Source organism: Pseudomonas sp. GW821-FHT01E10 (genome assembly GCF_059422365.1).
This window is the reverse complement of sequence record NZ_JBWKWT010000015.1, coordinates 13,146-31,636: the sequence shown is the minus strand read 5'-3', so window position 1 is coordinate 31,636 and position 18,491 is coordinate 13,146. Positions and strand designations below refer to the sequence as shown.

Here is an 18,491-nt window from a genome sequence, read left to right as displayed (position 1 = left end):
CCCCCCCCCCCCCCCCCCCCCCCCCCCCCCCCTCCCCCCCCTCCCCCCCCCCCCCCCCCCCCCCCCCCCCCCCCCCGCTCCTACAGGATTTTCGTCGCTCCGTTCCCGGTTCAGCGCCGGGTGATCACCACCTCCAGGTATTCACCGGGCACCACCAGCGACCGCTCTCCCGCTCGGTTCAGGCGCTTGAGCAGTTCCGTCAGGTCGTGTTCCAGGGCGGCGGACCCTTCGGGTGGCAGGGTCGCAAAAGCCTTGTGAACCGGGCCATACCAGGTGCGGAAGGTGTCGATGAAATGGGCGGCCGAACGATAGCGGAAATTGAATAAGCGTCGTGTCACCTGAAGCACGAAGTCGCGCTGATCGAAGTGCGAGTGCAACCACGCTTCGGAGCCCCAGTTTGAAGGCGGTTGAGCGCCCACGGGTGGCGGCATGTGGCGCCCCAGTACCTTGAACATCTGGCCAACGAAGCCTTCAGGCGTCCAGTTGGCAAGGCCGATCCGGCCTCCCGGGCGGCACACCCGCGCCAATTCCGCGGCAGCCTTTGGCTGATCCGGGGTAAACATCACCCCAAAGGTCGAGAGCACGGCATCGAAACTGGCATCCTCGAAAGGTAGCGCCTCGGCATCGGCCACCTGAAAGGTCACGTTCAGGTGTTCCGCCCGTGCCCGGTCTTCGCCACGCTCAAGCAACTTGGCCACATAGTCGGTGGACGTGACCTTACAGCCCCGGCGCGCAGCGGCAAGCGTGGCATTACCGTTGCCCGCAGCGACGTCCAGCACCCGCTCATCACAGAGCAAGTCGCAGGCTTCAGCCAGTTGTTCGCCGACGATCTGTAAAGTGGTGCCGATCACGGCGTAGTCGCCGCTGGCCCACGCAGTCATCTGACGGTTTTTCAGGGCGGTGAGATCAATGGGTGTGCTCATGAAGTCTGCTCCGCTGCGGGTTGGAACGGGTCTCGGCTTACTCCGCCGTGGTGGGGTCGATGATGCTCATGACTCGGGAAACGCTGTTGATCGGAAAGCCACCTTGTTTGGCATGCTCCCTGATGAGCTCCTCGCTCGGCGCGATGTACACGCAATAAATCTTGTCGCCCGTGACGTAACTCTGCTGCCATTGCACTTGCGGCCCCAACCCGCGCAACACATCGCAGGATTTTTGCGAGATCGCTTTGAGTTCCTGCGGCGGCAGTGCGCCAGCTCCTGGAAGCTCGCGTTCAATAATGAACTTAGGCATAACCCTCTCCCTTTCATGATGGTGATGGCAGGGTCGCAAGTGACCCCGTCCACAAACTAAAGCTCCCGGACAGGTATCCGTCCTGCCCGGTCGTCCGGCAGACTCACGAAATACACCGATCTCCGATACATGGTCATGCATTTGTAACGCAGGATTAACACCCGCCCCCGGGATTGCCGATGCGCCATGAATCAGCTCTTATGGGCCACCGTCTTTTGAAAGGATTCCCCCATGCCTCGCCTGGACTGGCTCGCTCACCACATGCACCACAGCGACATCTTTGCTTCATGGATTCACCAACAATTCCACTATGAATACGCCGACCAGCCCTTGCCTCAGTGGCAACGGGAATTCGCTGACGGCCAATTCGACGGCACATGGCAATGTTTGATCGCCCTGGATGGAGACCGCCTGCTGGGTGGTGCGGCACTGGCCGCCGCCGACCTGGCTCACCGGCCTGACCTGGGTCCTTGGCTGGCTTGTGTGTTCGTCACCCCCCAAGCAAGGGGAAAAGGATTGGCGGAGCGCTTGATTGAGGGGATATGCGCGCAGGCCAGGGAACGTGGCGTGGCGAAGATCTATTTGCACACCCGGGACCAAAGCGATTACTACGCCAGACGCGGGTGGACAGAGCTGGAGCGTTTTCAGGCCTGGGAAAACGACCAATGGCTCATGGTGCGCAACCTGTGAGCCATTGATTGGAAAGGTTACGCAGCAGGCGCCTTGGCCTCTTCCAACAGCTGCCGGATCATCTGCTCCTGAGTCTCGTAGCGACCCTCGCCAAAGTGGCTGTAACGCACCTGCCCCTTGGCATCGATCAGGTAGTGAGCCGGCCAGTATTGGTTGTCGAAGGCGCGCCAGATCGCGTAGTTATTGTCGATCGCCACCGGGTAGGTGATACCGAGTTTTTTCACCTGATCGCGAACATTGTCGAGGATGCGTTCGTAACCGTATTCCGGGGTGTGCACGCCGACCACCACCAGGCCGTCCTTTTCATATTTTTTCGCCCAGTCCTTCACGTAGGGCAAGGTGTGCTGGCAGTTGATGCAGTCATAGGTCCAGAAATCCACCAGCACCACCTTGCCGCGCAGGGAGTCGTTGCTCAGCGCTGGCGAGTTGAGCCATTCGACCGCGCCGGAGAGTGACGGCATCGCACCTTTGGCCGCGTCCATCGGGTCGGCCTTGACCTTGCTGACCAGGTAATCGACCACTTTCGGTACGGTTTCCAGCACCTGCTGTTCAACGGTCGTGACGCCTTCGGACGAAGTGCCGGCGAGCAGCCTGTTATCGGTTCCGGTGGCGATGACCGCCGCCGCGACCAACACCCCGGCACCGGCGCCGCGACGCAGCCAACCGGTGACCGGAATCGACGGTTTCAAGCGATTGACCAGGCCGCGACCGGCGAAGATCAAGGTGCCCAGTGACAACGCGCTGCCCAGGCCATACGCCACCAGCAGCAGACTGGTCTGCACGTTGGCGCCTTGCAGCATGGCGCCGGTGAGGATCACCCCGAGGATCGGCCCGGCACACGGAGCCCAGAGCAGACCGGTGGCGACGCCAATCATCACCGAGCCCAGCGGGCCGGACATTTTGCGAGTGTTGGGGTCGAGGCGATTGCCCAGCAACACGAACGGTCGCGCCAGCCAGCCGCCGATGCGCGCGGAGATCAGCGACAGCGCAAACAGCACCATCACGATCAGCGCCACATGGCGGCCGGTGTTGTTGGCTTGTATCACCCAATCGCTGCTGACCACGGCCAGGCTGGAGATCAGGGCGAAGGTCAGGGCCATGCCACCGAGGGTGAGCAGGATCGAGGTGCGTGTGCGTTTAACACCGGCAAACAGAAACGGCACGACCGGGAGGATGCAGGGGCTGAGGACGGTCAAAATGCCGCCCAGGAATGCGATGAGAAACATGGGGATCACCTTGAATATACGAGTCCGATATGGGAGCGAGCCTGCTCCCACACTGGGAATATTGAGTTCATCGGAACAGTGCCTGGCTTCAAGCCATCTGGTTTTCCAACTGCTGGCCCTGTGGCGTCCGGCTGGAGCCGTTCTCCGCAACCAATTGCCCCTGCGGTGTGCGGCTGGAACCATCCTCAGCCACCAGCGGCGTCAGTTGGAAGCAGGTGCTGCTGACACAGCTGCTCTGTTCAACAGCCGCGTTGGCATGAGCGGCGACGCCGGCTATGGAAAAGACGATGGCGGTCAAAAAGCGGGTGGCGTTGTTCATGGAGTTATTCCTGTTTCAAAAAAGGGATTGATAACGGGTGAGCAAAGGACTCAGTTGTCTTCGTTGCAGTTGTCAGCGAATTTGCGGTAATCAAGGGCCTGGGTTTTGCCTTGGGAATCCAGGTAGGTCATCCGCGCATTCACAATCCCGCAGGAAGGCGTGGCGTCCTCTTTCATCGACAGCACTTTCTGGATGTCCAGGTGCGTGCCATAGGTGTAGGTTTGCGGGGTGACATTGGCTTCGGCCCGGGCCGACAAGGTGCAGATGTTCAGGGCGGCAAACAGGCAGGCGGCGTAGACGGCTTTGGTATTCATGGTGGTTTCCTCGGGGCTTCAATGGGTCAATCGTTGCCAAATCGTTGATGGGGCCGAGGCGGTTTGGGTTCGCCTCGATGGAAGCCATTAGAAGCCCGCGAGGTATCCCGTCTGTGTCTGGAACAGGCGCGAGTAAATTGCTATGTATCAGCACCGGCCGGCGATACACAGCGATACAAACCCCCTGAAACCGGCTGTTTTTTGCGTCCCCGTGTATCCGCCGACAGGCCAGATACACTGCAATACAAACCGCTGCGGGCGAGCGAGCCTTGACTCGGTAGACTGCGCGAAAACTCCTACTCAAGAGGCATGGCGACCATGGAACACGTCGATCACATTCTCATCGTGGACGATGACCGCGAGATCCGGGAACTGGTAGGCAATTACCTGAAGAAGAACGGCCTGCGCACCACCGTAGTGGCGGATGGACGGCAGATGCGCGCGTTTCTGGAGACCACGCCGGTGGACCTGATCGTGCTCGACATCATGATGCCGGGCGACGATGGCCTGCTGCTCTGCCGTGAGCTGCGCGCCGGCAAACACAAGGCCACGCCGGTGCTGATGCTCACCGCGCGCAACGATGAAACCGACCGCATCATCGGCCTGGAAATGGGTGCCGACGACTACCTGGTCAAACCGTTCGCCGCCCGTGAACTGCTCGCCCGGATCAACGCCGTGCTGCGGCGTACGCGGATGCTGCCGCCGAATCTGGTGATCACCGAAAGCGGTCGCCTGCTGGCGTTCGGTCGCTGGCGCCTGGACACCTCGGCCCGGCATCTGCTGGATCAGGATGGCACCATGGTCGCCCTCAGCGGCGCGGAATACCGTTTGCTGCGGGTGTTCCTCGATCATCCTCAGCGGGTGCTCAATCGCGACCAGTTGCTCAACCTGACTCAAGGGCGCGACGCCGATCTGTTTGACCGCTCCATCGATTTGCTGGTCAGCCGCTTGCGTCAGCGCCTGCTCGACGACGCCCGGGAACCGGCCTACATCAAGACCGTACGCAGCGAAGGCTATGTGTTTTCCCTGCCGGTGGAAGTGCTCGGTGCGCCGTCATGAACCTTGCGCTGCACTGGCCCCGCACGCTGGCCTCGCGGCTGTCGCTGATTTTCCTGATCGGCCTGATCCTCGCCCAGGCGCTGTCCTTTGGCGCGCAGTACTACGAGCGTTATGAAAGTGCGAAAAATACGATGTTGGGCAATCTGGAAACCGACGTTTCGACCTCCCTCGCCATCCTCGACCGCTTGCCTGCCAACGAACGAGCGAGCTGGCTGCAGCGCCTGGAACGCACCAACTATGGTTATCTGCTGAATGAAGGTTCGCCCGGCACACCGATGGCGCCCAGCGATGTGCCGATTGCAGTCCCCTCGATTCAGGACGCCATCGGCCATGAATATCCGCTGACTTTTACCGACATCCCCGGCCCGAAGAAACACTTCCAGGCCCATCTGAAACTGAAGGACGGCAGCCCCGTCACCATCGACGTGCGACCCGCGATGGTGCCTTTGTCCCCGTGGTTGCCGGCGGTATTGCTGGGACAACTGGCGCTGCTGATCGCCTGCACCTGGCTGGCCGTGAGAATCGCCATCCGCCCGCTCACCCGCCTCGCCCAAGCCGTGGAAACCCTCGACCCCAACACCCACGCCGTGCACCTCGACGAAAAAGGCCCGACCGAAGTCGCCTACGCCGCCAGGGCGTTCAATGCGATGCAAGCGCGTATCGCGGCGTATCTCAAGGAGCGCATGCAACTGTTGGCGGCGATTTCCCACGACCTGCAAACCCCGATCACGCGCATGAAACTGCGTGCCGAATTCATGGACGACTCCAGCGAAAAAGACAAACTGTGGAATGACCTTGGCGAGATGGAACACCTGGTGCGCGAAGGCGTGGCCTACGCCCGCAGCATCCATGGCGCCACCGAGGAAAGTCGCCGCACCGATCTGGATTCGTTCCTCGACAGCCTGGTGTTCGACTATCAGGACATGGGCAAAGACGTGCAGCTGGGCGGCAAAAGCGCCGCAGTGATCGACACCCGGCCCCATGCCTTGCGGCGAGTGCTGGTGAACCTGGTGGACAACGCGCTGAAATTCGCTGGCGCGGCTGAGTTGTGGGTGGAAACGAAGGCCGACGGCAGCTTGTCGGTGAAGGTCATGGACCGAGGGCCGGGGATTGCCGAAGAGCAATTGGCCCAGGTGATGCAGCCGTTCTACCGCGTGGAGAATTCGCGTAATCGCAGCACCGGCGGGACCGGGTTGGGGTTGGCGATTGCCCAGCAATTGGCGCTGGCGATTGGCGGGGCGCTGACCTTGAGCAATCGCGTGGATGGTGGGTTGTGTGCGGAGCTCAAGTTACCGAAGCCCCAATAAACACCGCCAACCCCAGTGGGAGCAGGCTTGCCCGTTCCCACGGGGATTGGTGTTTGGGGGATTTCGTACGGTCAGGCCGCTATGCCGATTACCCCCTCCCCATGCATCTGCCGCAACAACGCCAATCCACTATCGATAAAGGCCTGCGCCCCCGCCATCCCCGCCTCCACCGCCAGCCCTTCCAGTTGCGACCGGCCATCGAGCTGAGGAAATTCCCCGATCCGCTGCAACAATCGCCACGCCAACGGGCTCAGTTCGGAGAAGTGCACACTCCAGTCCTCGGCCCGACGCACCAACAGCAACGTCGGCTGAGTCGGTGGCACTTGCGGCCGGTAATCCGGCCCCACTTTTTGCACCGGCCAGCCATAGGCCAACGGCCAGGCCAGTGGTGAAACCTGCAACGGTTGATCCAGCAGCAATCCAGCATCACTGGCCGGCAACGGCTCAGCGTCGGATTGTTGCAGGGCCATTTCGACCCATTCGTAATGCGCCAGCTCGACCATGAACGGTGGCCACGGCCCATCGTTCAGCGCCTGAGGCATCGATGCGAGGAACTCGACAAACTCCCGGGCGATCTCGCCGAATTTTGGCGTGTGAGCGCGGTAGTCCCGCAGGAAGATTCGCACCAGAGAACGCCAGTCACTGTCCCCCAGTATTCTCACCAACACCGGAAAGGTGCCGCTGAGCAACGACGACAGGTTCGAGAACACCAGATCGCGATAAACCTGCGCCCGTGCCACGTCCATCCCGGCGGGTGGAGCACAGTGCTCAGGGTCGCGCAGGTAGCGAGTCAATGTGTCTTGCTGCTGGTGCAGCGTCGGCTTATCCACGGTTCGCCTCCTCGTCTTGCAGTCGGCGGATGGTCTGCAACTCGCTGACCAATTCAGAGAACGCCGGGTAGTTGAAGTCCCGTTCAAGCAGCGTCGGCTGTACGCCGAACCGCGCATACGCCTCGGCCAGCAAAGCCCAGACCACCGGTTTGACCGAGGCGCCGTGAGTGTCGATTTTCAGGGTGTCGGATTCGTCGAAATGCCCCGCCACATGCATCGCGACCACTCGCCCCGTGTCGATGCCCGCCAGAAACGCTTGCGGATCAGAACCGTGATTGATCGAGTTGACGTAGACATTGTTGACGTCCAGCAGCAGGTCGCAATCGGCTTCGCGCAGCACTGCGTTGGTGAACGTCAATTCGTCCATGTCCTGCTGCGGCGCGGCGTAGTAGGAGACGTTTTCCACTGCCAGGCGCCGACCGAGAATGTCCTGTGCCTGACGAATTCGGGCGGCGACGTGATGCACCGCTTCCTCGGTAAACGGCAACGGCAGCAGATCGTAAAGATGCCCGTCATCGCTGCAGTAGCTCAGGTGTTCGCTGTACAGCGGCACCTTGTAGTGATCGAGGAAAACCCGCACTTCCCGCAGAAACCCGACGTCCAGCGGCGCCGATCCGCCCAGCGACAAGGACAAGCCGTGGCAGGACAACGGATAACGTTCGGCCAGGGCACGAAACGCCGCGCCATGCGCGCCGCCGATGCCGATCCAGTTTTCCGGCGCGACTTCCAGAAAGTCGAAAGCGCCCGCCGAGGCTGCTTGAAGGTCCTTCATCAAACCGCGGCGCAAGCCTAGCCCGACGGTCGCCTGCGCAGATGTGAGGGGAATTTGCATGGTGTCGATCTCATCCTGGGATCCGGTCTCCAGCGCCTGAACACTCAGTGCCGGCCGGCAGGCCCAGTCAAGCGCCTCGGTGTGTCGGGTCTGTGTGCGCAAACACCCCTCTTCTCAGCGCACTGTATCGGACAGGCAGCCAGATACAGAGGGATACACGAACTAGACTTGTTGATTACCCCCCGCGGGGGGGGAGCCAGGACGCGGTTATCGTCCTGTTCATTCCCACGATCACCGCCCACAGGTGCATGCCTCGACAAACAATGCCTGCAGGCCGTGATCCTGCTGAAGGAGCACACAAGATGGACGAGGCCAGACTCAATGATTTCATGGGCAAACTGGTGAGCGACATGGGCGGCGCGGCGATGCTCGCCAACGTCATCCTCGGCGAAGAACTCGGCCTGTACCGGGCCATGGCCGACAGTCAGCCCGTCACCCCCGAAACACTCGCCGCGAAGACCGGCTGCAACACCCGCCTGCTGCGTGAATGGCTCAGCGCCCACGCCGCCTCCGGTTACATGGAACACCGCGACGGTCAGTTCCGCCTGCCCGAAGAGCAAGCCCTGGCGCTGGCGATCGAAGACTCACCGGTTTATGTAGCCGGCGGTATGGCGGTGGTTGCGTCGTTTTTCCATGACAAGGACAAACTGGTCAACGCCATGCGCGGCAACGGCGCCCTGCCCTGGGGCGATCACCATCCGTGCATGTTCAGCGGCACCGAGCGGTTCTTCCGCCCAGGCTACAAGGCGCATCTGGTCAGCGAGTGGCTGCCGGCCCTCGACGGGGTGGTCGCCAAACTGGAAGCCGGCGCGAAAGTGGCAGACATCGGCTGCGGCCACGGCGCTTCGACCGTGATCATGGCCCAGGCTTTCCCCGAGTCGCGGTTCGTCGGTTTCGATTACCACGCGCCCTCGATCACCGTCGCCACCCAGCGCGCCGAAGAAGGTGGCGTGTCCGGTCGGGCGCGGTTCTTCCAGGGCACCGCCAAGAGCTATCCGGGCGACGACTATGACCTGATCTGCTATTTCGACTGCCTGCACGACATGGGTGACCCGGTCGGCGCCGCAAAGCATGCCTATGAATCGCTCAAACCCGACGGCACGGTGCTGCTGGTGGAGCCCTTCGCCAACGACACGCTAGACGAGAACGCCAACCCGGTGGGACGGCTGTTCTACGCCGCCTCGACCTTTATCTGCACACCCAACTCACTGTCCCAGGAGGTCGGCCTCGGGCTCGGTGCCCAGGCGGGCGAGGCACGGTTGCGCAAGGTCTTCACCGAGGCGGGGTTCACCCAGTTCCGGCGAGCCACGGAAACGCCGTTCAACCTGATTCTGGAGGCGCGTAAATAAGGGTAGGCGCATCACCCAGGCAGGCTAAACCCACCCTGTCGGGGTGTGCTTTTGTGGCGAGGGGGCTTGCCCCCTCGCCACAGTCCATTTCAACAGGTGACCGTGATCAGCTCAGACGCTCACCCAGGTTTTCGGCCTTGAGAATATCGAACAACGCCTGCGCCGCCGCCGACAGTTCTTGCCCCGTCGTCAGCACCCCGATCGCCCGTTCCACCACCGGGTCGCGCAGGGTGATGCAACGCGCGCCCAGCTCGCGCATCTGCCCGGCGCACAACGCTGGCACCGCGCTCACGCCCAGTCCGCTGGCCACCATCCGCCCGACCGTTGCCAACTGATGACTTTCAAACTCCACCGGCAATTTCATGCCCCGCGCCTGCAAGTGCTCTTCGAGCATCACCCGCACCGTGGACGGTCGCTGCAAGGTAATGAACGGTTCCTTGAGCAGGGTCTGCCAATCGATATCGCCCAGGTCCGCCAGCGGTGAATCAAGCGGCACCACCGCCACAAACCGGTCGATGTACAACGGGGTGAATTGCAGCGACGAACTCTGGGTCGGCTCAAACGCCACGCCCAATTCCACCTGACGGTCGCGGACCATTTCCAGCACCTGCTCGTTGATCACGTCGTTCACCGTGACGTTGACCTTGGGATAACGCGCGCGGAAGGTCTTGAGGATCGGCGGCAGCAGGTTGCCGGCAAACGATGGCATCGCCGCGAGCGTCACGCGGCCACGCTGAAGGGTGAAGCGTTGGCGCAGTTCATCCTCGGCATTGTCCCAATCCGCAATCAACCGACGGGCCAATGGCAGCAGCGATTCACCCTCGGCGGTCAGAGCGACGTTGCGGGTATTGCGGGTGAACAGGCGCCCACCCAGGCCCTCCTCCAGCGCCTTGATGGTCAGGCTCAACGCCGACTGGGACAGGTGCAGCCGTTCGCAAGCCACGGCAAAGCTCAAACTCTGGGCCACGGCCAGGAAGGCGCGGATCTGTTTAACGGTCATGGCCACTGTCTCCAACGTAGCGCGCACTCATTGGTGAGTTTTATCTATCAATCAACCTTAAAAATCAACTTAACAAATAAATCCTGCGGCGAGACACTCCCTCCCCATCCGGCTAGCCAGCCGCCCACAAAGAATAAAAGAGGTGCATATGGCAGGGTTCGACAAGCGCGTGTATTCCTATGAGGAAGCGATGGCCGGTCTTGAAGACGGCATGACCGTGATCTCCGGCGGCTTCGGCCTGTGCGGGATTCCGGAAAACCTCATCGCCGAGATCCAGCACCGGGGCACCCGTGACCTCACCGTGGTCTCCAACAACTGCGGCGTCGATGGGTTCGGTCTCGGCGTGCTGCTGGTGGACCGGCAGATCCGCAAAGTGGTGGCCTCCTACGTCGGCGAGAACAAACTGTTCGAAGACCAACTGCTTAAAGGCGAAATAGAAGTCGTCCTGACCCCCCAAGGCACCCTCGCCGAGAAAATGCGCGCAGGCGGCGCCGGCATCCCGGCGTTCTTCACCGCCACCGGCGTCGGCACTCCAGTCGCTGAAGGCAAGGAAGTGCGCGAATTCAAGGGCCGCCAGTACCTGATGGAAGAATCCATCACCGGTGACTTCGCCATCGTCAAAGGCTGGAAAGCCGACCATTTCGGTAACGTGGTCTATCGCCACACCGCCCAGAACTTCAACCCGCTGGCCGCCACCGCCGGCAAGATCACCGTGGTCGAAGTCGAAGAAATCGTCGAACCCGGTGAGCTGGACCCGTCGCAGATCCACACCCCTGGCATCTACGTCGACCGGGTCATTTGCGGCACGTTCGAAAAGCGCATCGAACAGCGCACCGTGCGTAAGTGATCCCCTGCCCCCGGACCGAATGAAGGAATAACAACAATGGCACTTTCCCGCGAACAAATGGCTCAGCGCGTCGCCCGCGAAATGCAGGACGGCTACTACGTGAACCTCGGCATCGGCATTCCGACCCTGGTCGCCAACTACATCCCTGAAGGCATGGAAGTCATGCTGCAATCGGAAAACGGCCTGCTCGGCATGGGCGCCTTTCCGACCGACGCCGAAGTCGACGCCGACATGATCAACGCCGGCAAGCAAACCGTGACCGCGCGTATCGGCGCGTCGATTTTCTCCTCCGCCGAATCGTTCGCGATGATCCGCGGCGGCCACATCGACCTGACCGTGCTCGGTGCGTTCGAAGTGGACGTCGAAGGCAACATCGCCTCCTGGATGATCCCCGGCAAACTGGTCAAGGGCATGGGCGGTGCGATGGACCTTGTGGCCGGTGCGGACAACATCATCGTCACCATGACCCACGCCTCCAAGGACGGTGAGTCGAAACTGCTGCCCCGCTGCAGCCTGCCGCTGACCGGCGCCGGTTGCATCAAACGCGTTCTGACTGATCTGGCCTACTTGGAAATCCACAACGGTGCGTTCATTCTCAAGGAACGCGCACCAGGCGTGAGCGTTGAGGAAATCGTCGCCAAGACCGCCGGCAAACTGATCGTGCCTGACCACGTCCCGGAAATGCAGTTCGCTGCCCAGTGAGGAATCCGTCCATGCAAGACGTTGTGATTGTTGCTGCCACTCGCACTGCCATCGGCAGTTTCCAGGGCGCGTTGGCCAATGTGTCCGCGGTTGATCTCGGTGCTGCGGTGATCCGCCAGTTGCTGGCGCAAACCGATCTGGACCCGGCGCAGGTCGATGAAGTGATCATGGGCCAGGTATTGACCGCCGGCGCCGGGCAAAACCCTGCGCGCCAGTCTGCGATCAAGGCCGGCCTGCCCCACGCCGTACCGGCCATGACCCTGAACAAGGTCTGCGGCTCGGGCCTCAAAGCGCTGCACCTGGCGGCGCAGGCGATTCGCTGCGGCGATGCCGAGGTGATCATCGCCGGTGGCCAGGAAAACATGAGCCTGGCCAATTACGTGCTGCCGGGCGCCCGCACCGGTCTGCGCATGGGCCACAGCCAGATCGTCGACACGATGATCAGCGACGGTTTGTGGGATGCGTTCAACGATTACCACATGGGCATCACCGCCGAGAACCTGGTGGACAAGTACGGCATCAGCCGTGAAGCCCAGGACGCCTTCGCTGCCGCCTCGCAACAAAAAGCCGTGGCCGCCATCGAAGCCGGGCGTTTCGTCGATGAAATCACCCCGATCCTGATCCCCCAGCGCAAGGGCGATCCACTGGCCTTCGCCACCGATGAACAGCCGCGGGCCGGCACCACCGCCGAGTCCCTGGGCAAGCTGAAACCGGCCTTCAAGAAGGACGGCTCGGTGACCGCCGGCAACGCCTCGTCGCTGAACGACGGCGCCGCCGCGGTGATCCTGATGAGCGCCGCAAAAGCCAAGGCCCTCGGCCTGCCGGTGCTGGCGAAAATCGCCGCGTACGCCAACGCGGGCGTCGACCCGGCGATCATGGGCATCGGCCCGGTCAGCGCCACCCGTCGTTGCCTGGACAAGGCCGGCTGGTCCATCGATCAACTGGAGCTGATCGAGGCCAACGAAGCCTTCGCCGCGCAATCCCTGGCGGTGGCCAAGGACCTGGAATGGGACCTGAGCAAGGTCAACGTCAACGGTGGCGCGATTGCCCTGGGTCATCCGATTGGTGCATCGGGTTGCCGGGTGCTGGTGACCTTGTTGCACGAGATGATCAAGCGTGACGCCAAAAAAGGCCTGGCCACCCTGTGCATTGGTGGTGGTCAGGGCGTGGCATTGGCGATCGAGCGCTAGCCCGAGACCGCGTTGTCGTTCATCGCGAGCAGGCTCGCACACAGGTGACCGCATTCTCCCGAGAGCACTCGGTTACCTGTGGGAGCGTGGCTTGCCCGCGACGACGGCGGCACAGTCAACATTGATGTCGCCTGACACACCGCTTTCGCGGGCAAGTCCCCTCACCACAACGGCTGGAAACCTCTGGCCCTCAGGCAAATTTCACCAGGTTCAAGACCGGCAACGGACCGCCCGGGAACTGCACCAGCCGCGCCCCGACACTCAGTTCGCCCAGATCGATTCCAAAGAAGCCCAATCGCTCGATCAGCGCTGCCACTTGAGCCTTGGCCTCGGCATCGTCACCAGAAAGAAACAACACTCGCCGCCCACCCTCCGCCGCCGGATCACTCTCAAGCAGATGCGCTTGAAGGTGATTGAAGGCCTTGACCACCCGCGCGCCAGGTACCCATTCGGCAAACACTTCACTGGACGGACGGCCCTGCAAATCCACCGCTTTGAACGATGGCGCCTCGATCGAATTGTTCGCGTCGATGACAATCCGCCCGCCGAAATCCGGCAATCCGGCCAGTGCCGTTGGCAATTTCGACCAGTTCACCGCGACCAGAACGATCGGCTGCGCGGCCGCTTCTTCACGGGTGCCGGCCCGCGCCGTCGGCCCGAGTTCTTCCACCAGTGAGGCCAGGGTTTCCGGGCCGCGGCTGTTGGCGATGACGACTTCAATGCCCTGACGGGACAATGCTTTGGCGAAGGCTGTGCCGATGGCGCCGGCGCCGATGATTCCGATAGTGCTCATGGTGTTCACTCCGTAGTGGGTTGGTGGAGTGAATACTGCGCTTGCCATTACTACTTTATTAGACGGTAATGAGTTGAATAATCTTCAAGTATCAATATCAGGTGTCTGAGATGGAAACACTCGCCAACCTCGAATCTTTCGTGCGCAGCGCTGAAACCGGCAGCTTCTCCGCCGCCGCACGGTTGCTCGCACTGACGCCCGCCGCCGTCAGCCGCAACGTGGCGATGCTTGAACGCAATATCGGTGTGCGGCTGTTCCAGCGCTCGACCCGCAAGCTGTCACTGACCGAAGCCGGAGAACGCTTTCTGGCCAGCATCGGCGGCAATCTGCAGGCGCTGCAGACGGCGATCAGTGCAGTGTCCAGTGATCGCGGGGAGCCGGCGGGGGTGCTCAAGGTCAGCTTGGCGCCGACGTTCGGCATTGACCACGTGTTGCCGCTGTTACCGGAATTTCTGGCGCGCTACCCGCTGATTCGCTTGGAATGGCACTTTGAAAACCGCCAGGTCGATCTGATCGCCGAAGGGTATGACGCCGCCATCGGCGGCGGTTTCGAGCTGACACCCGGGGTCGTCTCGCGGACGTTGGCAGCGGCGGATGTGGTGGCGGTGGCCTCACCGGCGTACATGGCCGGACGCACCCTGCCCAGCAGCCCGGCGGACCTGGCTCAGTACAACGGCATTGTGATGCGCGGCATTCGCACCGGGCGGGTGCGCCAATGGGTGATGCGGGATAGCGTGGGCAATGAAGCCAGCGCCGAGCTGAGTGAAAACATCGTGCTCAATGACCCTGCCGCCATGCGTGAAGCGGCCCTGCTCGGCCTTGGTGTGACGCTGCTGGTGTCGCCCGATGTCATCGCCCATATCCAGCACGGCGAACTGCTGCGCTTGTTGCCGGACTGGCATGCCGACGCGGGATCGATCTCGCTGTATTACCCGAGCCGCACGTTGATGCCGGCCAAGACCCGGGTGTTTATCGATTATCTGGTTGAGGCGTTTGAGCGGGGGTGAAGATCAAAAGAATGACTCAGCCCACAAACTGCAAAATCAACCAGCTGTTGGCCGCACTGATTACCGTAAACAATCCCCACGCCAACACCCGAGTTGGCAGCCGATTCACAAACGGCCCCATGAGCGTCTGATCGTTGGTCATGCGAATCAACGGGTACAACGCGAATGGCAGTTGCAGGCTGAGTACCACCTGACTCAACACCAGCAGTTTGCCGATTGCCCCGTCGCCCATCAGCCACACGCCGATAAACGCCGGGATCAGCGCCAGCCCGCGAGTGATCAAGCGCCGTTGCCAGCAGGGCAAGCGCAGGTTCAGGTAGCCCTCCATGATCACCTGGCCCGCGATGGTGCCGGTGAAGGTCGAGCTCTGCCCCGACGCCAGCAACGCCACACCAAACAACACACTGGCCAACGCCCCGCCCACCAATGGATCGAGCAAGTGATAGGCATCCTGGATGTCCACCACGTCGGTGTGCCCGGTCTTGTGGAAGGCCGCGGAAGCAAGAATCAGGATCGCCGCGTTGACCAGCAGTGCCAGGGCCAGGGAGCCGATGGTGTCGATGCGCGCCAGTTTGACCGCGTCCTGCTTGCTGGCCAGGTCTTTGCCGATCATCCGCGTCTGCACGATCGAGGTATGCAGGAACAAGTTATGCGGCATCACCGTGGCCCCGAGAATACCGATGGCCAGGTACAACGGCGCCGCATCGCCGATCACCGAAAGTGACGGTGTGAAACCGCGAGCGACATCCGGCCAATAGGGTTTGATCAGCAGCAGTTCGACGAAGAAACACGCGCCAATAGTGCCCACCAGCACCAGCATGATCGCCTCCAGCCGACGAAAGCCGCGATTTTGCAGGGCCAATACCAGCAACGTGTCGAACGCGGTGAGCGCGATGCCAAACGTCAGCGAACAACCCAGCAGCAAGTGGAACGCCAAGGCGCAGCCAAGCACTTCGGCAAGGTCGGTGGCGATGATCGAAATTTCCGCCAGCAGCCACTGGGTCCGTGCGGTCCGCGTGCTGTAGCGCTCCCGGCATAACTGCGCCAGGTCGCGCCCGGTGGCGATACCCAGACGCGAGCACAAACACTGCACCACCATCCCCGCCATGCTCGCCAGCAACACCACGAACAACAGGCTATAGCCAAACCGCGAACCGGCCTCGATGGCCGTGGCCCAGTTGCCCGGGTCCATGTAGCCGATGGACACCAGCAAACCGGGGCCGGCAAAACGCAGAACGCGCTTGTAGAACGAAGCACCAGGGTCAACGGCAACCGTGCCGGCCACTTCCGGTGGGCAAAACGGCGCGGTGCCGACTTTGGGCAAACTGAATTTCACGCAAGCATCCGTCAACAGGTGGGAGCGCGCAGCTTAGACGTTTCGCGCACCCGGGTGTAGGCGCTCAACGCTTGCGCAGAGACCGCCTTAAGCAATCCATCGCCCGCAATGCTAACGTGACCGGCACACACAAATGGAGATGCGTGCGTGCTGATGCTCAAGCTGCTGGTGATCCCGGGGTTTCTGCTGCTGATTTCCCTGGCCGGTAAACGCTGGGGACCAAGCGTGGCCGGTTGGCTGTCGGGGTTGCCGGTGGTGGTCGGGCCGATTCTGTTGTTCCTCGCCATCGAGCAAGGCCATGTGTTCGCCGCTCAAGCGGCAACGGCGGCGCTGTCAGCCATGTTCGCGATGATTGCCTTCTGCGTGACGTATGCCCAGGTCGCACAACGCTTGAGCTGGCCGTGGGCGCTAACGATGGCGCTGCTGGTCTGGGCGTCGGTGGCTGTTGTGCTGTCGCTGATCCCGCCATCGCTGGCGCTCTCGGTGATCGCCGCCGCCACCGCGTTGCTGGCCGCGCCGTACCTGTTTCCCTCGGTGCAACCCGTCGTTTCAGGCCCGGCGCCCAAATCCGACAAACTGCTGCTGCGCATGATGGCTGGCGCCCTGCTCACGTTGGCCGTGACGCTGCTGGCCAGCACCGTCGGCGAGCGCTGGAGCGGATTGCTCGCAGTGTTCCCGGTGCTGGGCAGTGTGATGGCGGTGTTTTCCCAGCAGACTCGCGGGCCAGCGTTTACGGCGGCGTTGCTCAGGGCCACGGCAACCGGGATGTATTCGTTCGCGGCGTTTTGTCTGGTGCTGGCGTTGGCGTTGCCGAGGTTCGGCTGGATGGGATTTGCATTGGGGATAGGCGCCTCGCTCGGGATGCTGTTGGTGACTAAACAACGGGCATTGCGCCCGGCGCCTTATCGTTTCAACGAACGGCAACGATGATCACCACACGCCTTGTGTAGCAGCTGTCGAGCTTGCGAGGCTGCTGCTACAAATCGCAATCCATGGGATGATCGCCGTCATAGCGCGACCATCCCACGGAGAGTTTGAATGTCATTGTTGAGTAAAAAAGCCGTTGTTCTGCTGCTGACAGCGGCTGCCAGCCTGGGGGCCTTGAATGCGCAGGCGGCCAAGGCCACTTCCAGCGACAAAGCGCCGACCCAGAAGGTCTCGATGCTCGGCGGCAAGTTCACCTTCACCCTGCCCAAGGGCTTCATCGCCAATCCGCTGCCCGCCGGCGACGCGGCCACCGGTACCGCCGGGGCGACGGGCACGATGTACACCAACCAGACCACTAAAACCGTGGTGATTGCCGCTGAAAACACCATTCCCGGCGGCGCCAACGTCAAGGACAACGACGGTGAGTTCCTCGACGCCACCGTGTCCGCCTTCGCCACCGAGCAACGCAACGCCTTGCCGGACTTCAACAAGCTGAGCGAAAAAAGCCTGACCCAGAAAAGCACGGGGCTGGGCCTGCGACAGATCGACAGCACCGCCACCCAAGGCGGCGGCATGACCCTCGACACCTCGCTGATGGCCGCCTCTGGCACTCGCATGGCCATCATTCAGGTCATCTCCCGTCCCAACGACAAAACCGGCCACGAAACGCTGGTGAACCAGATCATCACCGGCAAATAAACCCGACCGGCTCAGGGATTGAGGCGCTGCAACCAGGCGCTCAAATCCTGCATCTCGGTGGCGCTGATACTGTGGCCGACGCCTTCGTAGGCATGGAACTCGGGCTTGAGTGACAGGCTTTGCAACAGGCTGTCGGCCTCAGTGCCGTCGGTGTAGGGCAGGCGTTTGTCGGCGGTGCCATGACCGATGAAAATCGCCAGCGGCTGGCGTTTTTCATCCGGTTTGAGTTCGGACTTGAGCACCGGCAGGATGCGCCCGCTCAACGCCGCAATGCCGCCCACCGCCTCGGGATGACGCAACGCGACTTCATAGGACATGATCGCGCCCTGGCTGAAACCCACCAGGAATACCTTGTCCGTTTCAGTGTGATATTTCTTTGCCGCTTGTGCGACGAAATCCAGCAGCACCTGGCGGCTGGTTTTCAGGTCGTCAGTCTCGCCGTTATAGGCGCCCTCGCCCTTTTTGCGAAACCACTGGTAACTGCCCTCTTCCAACGTCATCGGCGCCCGCACCGACAGGTAGGTGTACTGCGGCGGCAATTCATCCTTGATGCCGAACAGGTCCTGCTCGTTGCTGCCGTAACCGTGCAGGAAAATCACCAAGGGCTGGTTACGGGATTCAACGTTGGCCTGTTCCAGGTACTTGAGCGGCAGATCGGTGTGTAGCGGGATTTCAGCGTGGACGGCGGTGGACGCCAGGAGCGTGAGCAGAGCGAGAAACTTCAACATAAACCTTCCTTCACAGCGCGCAGGATTCGGGGCAGAGCCTAACATCTCTTCCGCCGATGCACCGTTTCCCTCTGATGCACCGCGCCCCCGCAAGAAGCAGCGC

The 18,491-nt window shown here is 61.8% G+C and carries 21 protein-coding genes; 10 read left to right on the top strand and 11 right to left on the bottom strand.

Annotation, left to right across the window (positions count from 1 at the left end; translation table 11 throughout):
- Positions 1-110: 110 nt before the first annotated feature.
- On the bottom strand, positions 111-923 hold the full coding sequence (locus AC07V0_RS22525) for a class I SAM-dependent methyltransferase (protein ID WP_086945479.1): 813 nt from the start codon (positions 921-923) through the stop codon (positions 111-113).
- A 37-nt stretch (positions 924-960) separates the two neighbouring features.
- Positions 961-1,233 (bottom strand): DUF4242 domain-containing protein, encoded by a 273-nt coding sequence (locus AC07V0_RS22520; RefSeq protein ID WP_258613662.1) that lies wholly within the window; start codon positions 1,231-1,233, stop codon positions 961-963.
- A 231-nt stretch (positions 1,234-1,464) separates the two neighbouring features.
- Here AC07V0_RS22520 and AC07V0_RS22515 point away from each other — a divergent pair, with 231 nt between their 5' ends.
- A complete protein-coding gene (locus AC07V0_RS22515) occupies positions 1,465-1,923 on the top strand; it encodes a GNAT family N-acetyltransferase (RefSeq protein WP_457326977.1) in 459 nt (152 codons plus the stop codon).
- A gap of 17 nt (positions 1,924-1,940) precedes the next feature.
- Here AC07V0_RS22515 and AC07V0_RS22510 read toward each other — a convergent pair whose 3' ends face one another.
- The 3 genes from AC07V0_RS22510 to AC07V0_RS22500 form a co-directional block, all read right to left on the bottom strand.
- Positions 1,941-3,149, bottom strand: a complete 1,209-nt coding sequence (locus AC07V0_RS22510; protein ID WP_018928054.1) for a cytochrome c biogenesis protein DipZ — start codon at positions 3,147-3,149, stop codon at positions 1,941-1,943.
- 88 nt (positions 3,150-3,237) lie between these two features.
- Entirely contained in the window at positions 3,238-3,468 is a 231-nt protein-coding gene (locus AC07V0_RS22505; protein ID WP_138867214.1) for a hypothetical protein, read from the bottom strand.
- Between the two features lie 50 nt (positions 3,469-3,518).
- On the bottom strand, positions 3,519-3,782 hold the full coding sequence (locus tag AC07V0_RS22500; protein WP_019649304.1) for a DUF2790 domain-containing protein: 264 nt from the start codon (positions 3,780-3,782) through the stop codon (positions 3,519-3,521).
- Positions 3,783-4,100: 318 nt separating this feature from the next.
- Here AC07V0_RS22500 and AC07V0_RS22495 point away from each other — a divergent pair, with 318 nt between their 5' ends.
- The gene (locus AC07V0_RS22495) at positions 4,101-4,841 is read left to right on the top strand and encodes a response regulator (protein ID WP_026286577.1); all 741 of its coding nucleotides are present in this window, start codon (positions 4,101-4,103) and stop codon (positions 4,839-4,841) included.
- Complete coding sequence (locus tag AC07V0_RS22490; protein ID WP_018928058.1) at positions 4,838-6,148, top strand: ATP-binding protein; 1,311 nt, start codon at positions 4,838-4,840, stop codon at positions 6,146-6,148. Before AC07V0_RS22495 ends, AC07V0_RS22490 begins: the two co-directional genes overlap by 4 nt.
- Before the next feature lie 71 nt (positions 6,149-6,219).
- On the opposite strand, the gene AC07V0_RS22485 is transcribed toward AC07V0_RS22490, so the two are convergent.
- A complete protein-coding gene (locus AC07V0_RS22485) occupies positions 6,220-6,978 on the bottom strand; it encodes an HvfC family RiPP maturation protein (protein WP_457326976.1) in 759 nt (252 codons plus the stop codon).
- Positions 6,971-7,810 (bottom strand): HvfB family MNIO-type RiPP peptide maturase, encoded by an 840-nt coding sequence (locus tag AC07V0_RS22480; protein WP_457327009.1) that lies wholly within the window; start codon positions 7,808-7,810, stop codon positions 6,971-6,973. Before AC07V0_RS22480 ends, AC07V0_RS22485 begins: the two co-directional genes overlap by 8 nt.
- A 302-nt stretch (positions 7,811-8,112) precedes the next feature.
- On the opposite strand from AC07V0_RS22480, the gene AC07V0_RS22475 reads away from it, so the two are divergent.
- Positions 8,113-9,159 (top strand): class I SAM-dependent methyltransferase, encoded by a 1,047-nt coding sequence (locus tag AC07V0_RS22475; protein WP_086945472.1) that lies wholly within the window; start codon positions 8,113-8,115, stop codon positions 9,157-9,159.
- Positions 9,160-9,265: 106 nt separating this feature from the next.
- On the opposite strand, the gene AC07V0_RS22470 is transcribed toward AC07V0_RS22475, so the two are convergent.
- Positions 9,266-10,159, bottom strand: coding sequence for a LysR family transcriptional regulator (locus tag AC07V0_RS22470; protein ID WP_019649313.1), 894 nt, complete (start codon positions 10,157-10,159; stop codon positions 9,266-9,268).
- Between the two features lie 148 nt (positions 10,160-10,307).
- Here AC07V0_RS22470 and AC07V0_RS22465 point away from each other — a divergent pair, with 148 nt between their 5' ends.
- The 3 genes from AC07V0_RS22465 to AC07V0_RS22455 are packed head-to-tail and all read left to right on the top strand — an operon-like array spanning position 10,308 to position 12,898.
- On the top strand, positions 10,308-11,006 hold the full coding sequence (locus AC07V0_RS22465) for a CoA transferase subunit A (RefSeq protein WP_018928063.1): 699 nt from the start codon (positions 10,308-10,310) through the stop codon (positions 11,004-11,006).
- A gap of 36 nt (positions 11,007-11,042) precedes the next feature.
- Positions 11,043-11,708, top strand: coding sequence for a CoA transferase subunit B (locus AC07V0_RS22460; RefSeq protein WP_018928064.1), 666 nt, complete (start codon positions 11,043-11,045; stop codon positions 11,706-11,708).
- Positions 11,709-11,719: 11 nt separating this feature from the next.
- Positions 11,720-12,898 carry an acetyl-CoA C-acetyltransferase gene (locus AC07V0_RS22455; RefSeq protein ID WP_457326974.1) on the top strand — a complete coding sequence of 393 codons (1,179 nt, stop codon included), beginning with the start codon at positions 11,720-11,722 and terminating at the stop codon, positions 12,896-12,898.
- A gap of 190 nt (positions 12,899-13,088) precedes the next feature.
- Here the strand turns inward: AC07V0_RS22455 and AC07V0_RS22450 are convergent, their stop codons facing one another.
- Entirely contained in the window at positions 13,089-13,691 is a 603-nt protein-coding gene (locus AC07V0_RS22450; RefSeq protein WP_018928066.1) for an NADPH-dependent F420 reductase, read from the bottom strand.
- Between the two features lie 110 nt (positions 13,692-13,801).
- Here AC07V0_RS22450 and AC07V0_RS22445 point away from each other — a divergent pair, with 110 nt between their 5' ends.
- Positions 13,802-14,698: a LysR family transcriptional regulator gene (locus AC07V0_RS22445; protein ID WP_018928067.1), complete on the top strand. Its 897-nt coding sequence runs from the start codon at positions 13,802-13,804 to the stop codon at positions 14,696-14,698.
- 16 nt (positions 14,699-14,714) lie between these two features.
- On the opposite strand, the gene AC07V0_RS22440 is transcribed toward AC07V0_RS22445, so the two are convergent.
- Positions 14,715-16,034, bottom strand: coding sequence for an Nramp family divalent metal transporter (locus AC07V0_RS22440; RefSeq protein WP_086945471.1), 1,320 nt, complete (start codon positions 16,032-16,034; stop codon positions 14,715-14,717).
- 147 nt (positions 16,035-16,181) lie between these two features.
- Here AC07V0_RS22440 and AC07V0_RS22435 point away from each other — a divergent pair, with 147 nt between their 5' ends.
- Positions 16,182-16,964 carry a hypothetical protein gene (locus tag AC07V0_RS22435; RefSeq protein WP_457326973.1) on the top strand — a complete coding sequence of 261 codons (783 nt, stop codon included), beginning with the start codon at positions 16,182-16,184 and terminating at the stop codon, positions 16,962-16,964.
- Between the two features lie 108 nt (positions 16,965-17,072).
- Positions 17,073-17,660, top strand: coding sequence for a DcrB/PsbP domain-containing protein (locus AC07V0_RS22430; protein ID WP_111453801.1), 588 nt, complete (start codon positions 17,073-17,075; stop codon positions 17,658-17,660).
- 11 nt (positions 17,661-17,671) lie between these two features.
- Here the strand turns inward: AC07V0_RS22430 and AC07V0_RS22425 are convergent, their stop codons facing one another.
- On the bottom strand, positions 17,672-18,388 hold the full coding sequence (locus tag AC07V0_RS22425; protein WP_018928071.1) for an alpha/beta hydrolase: 717 nt from the start codon (positions 18,386-18,388) through the stop codon (positions 17,672-17,674).
- Positions 18,389-18,491 lie beyond the last annotated feature (103 nt).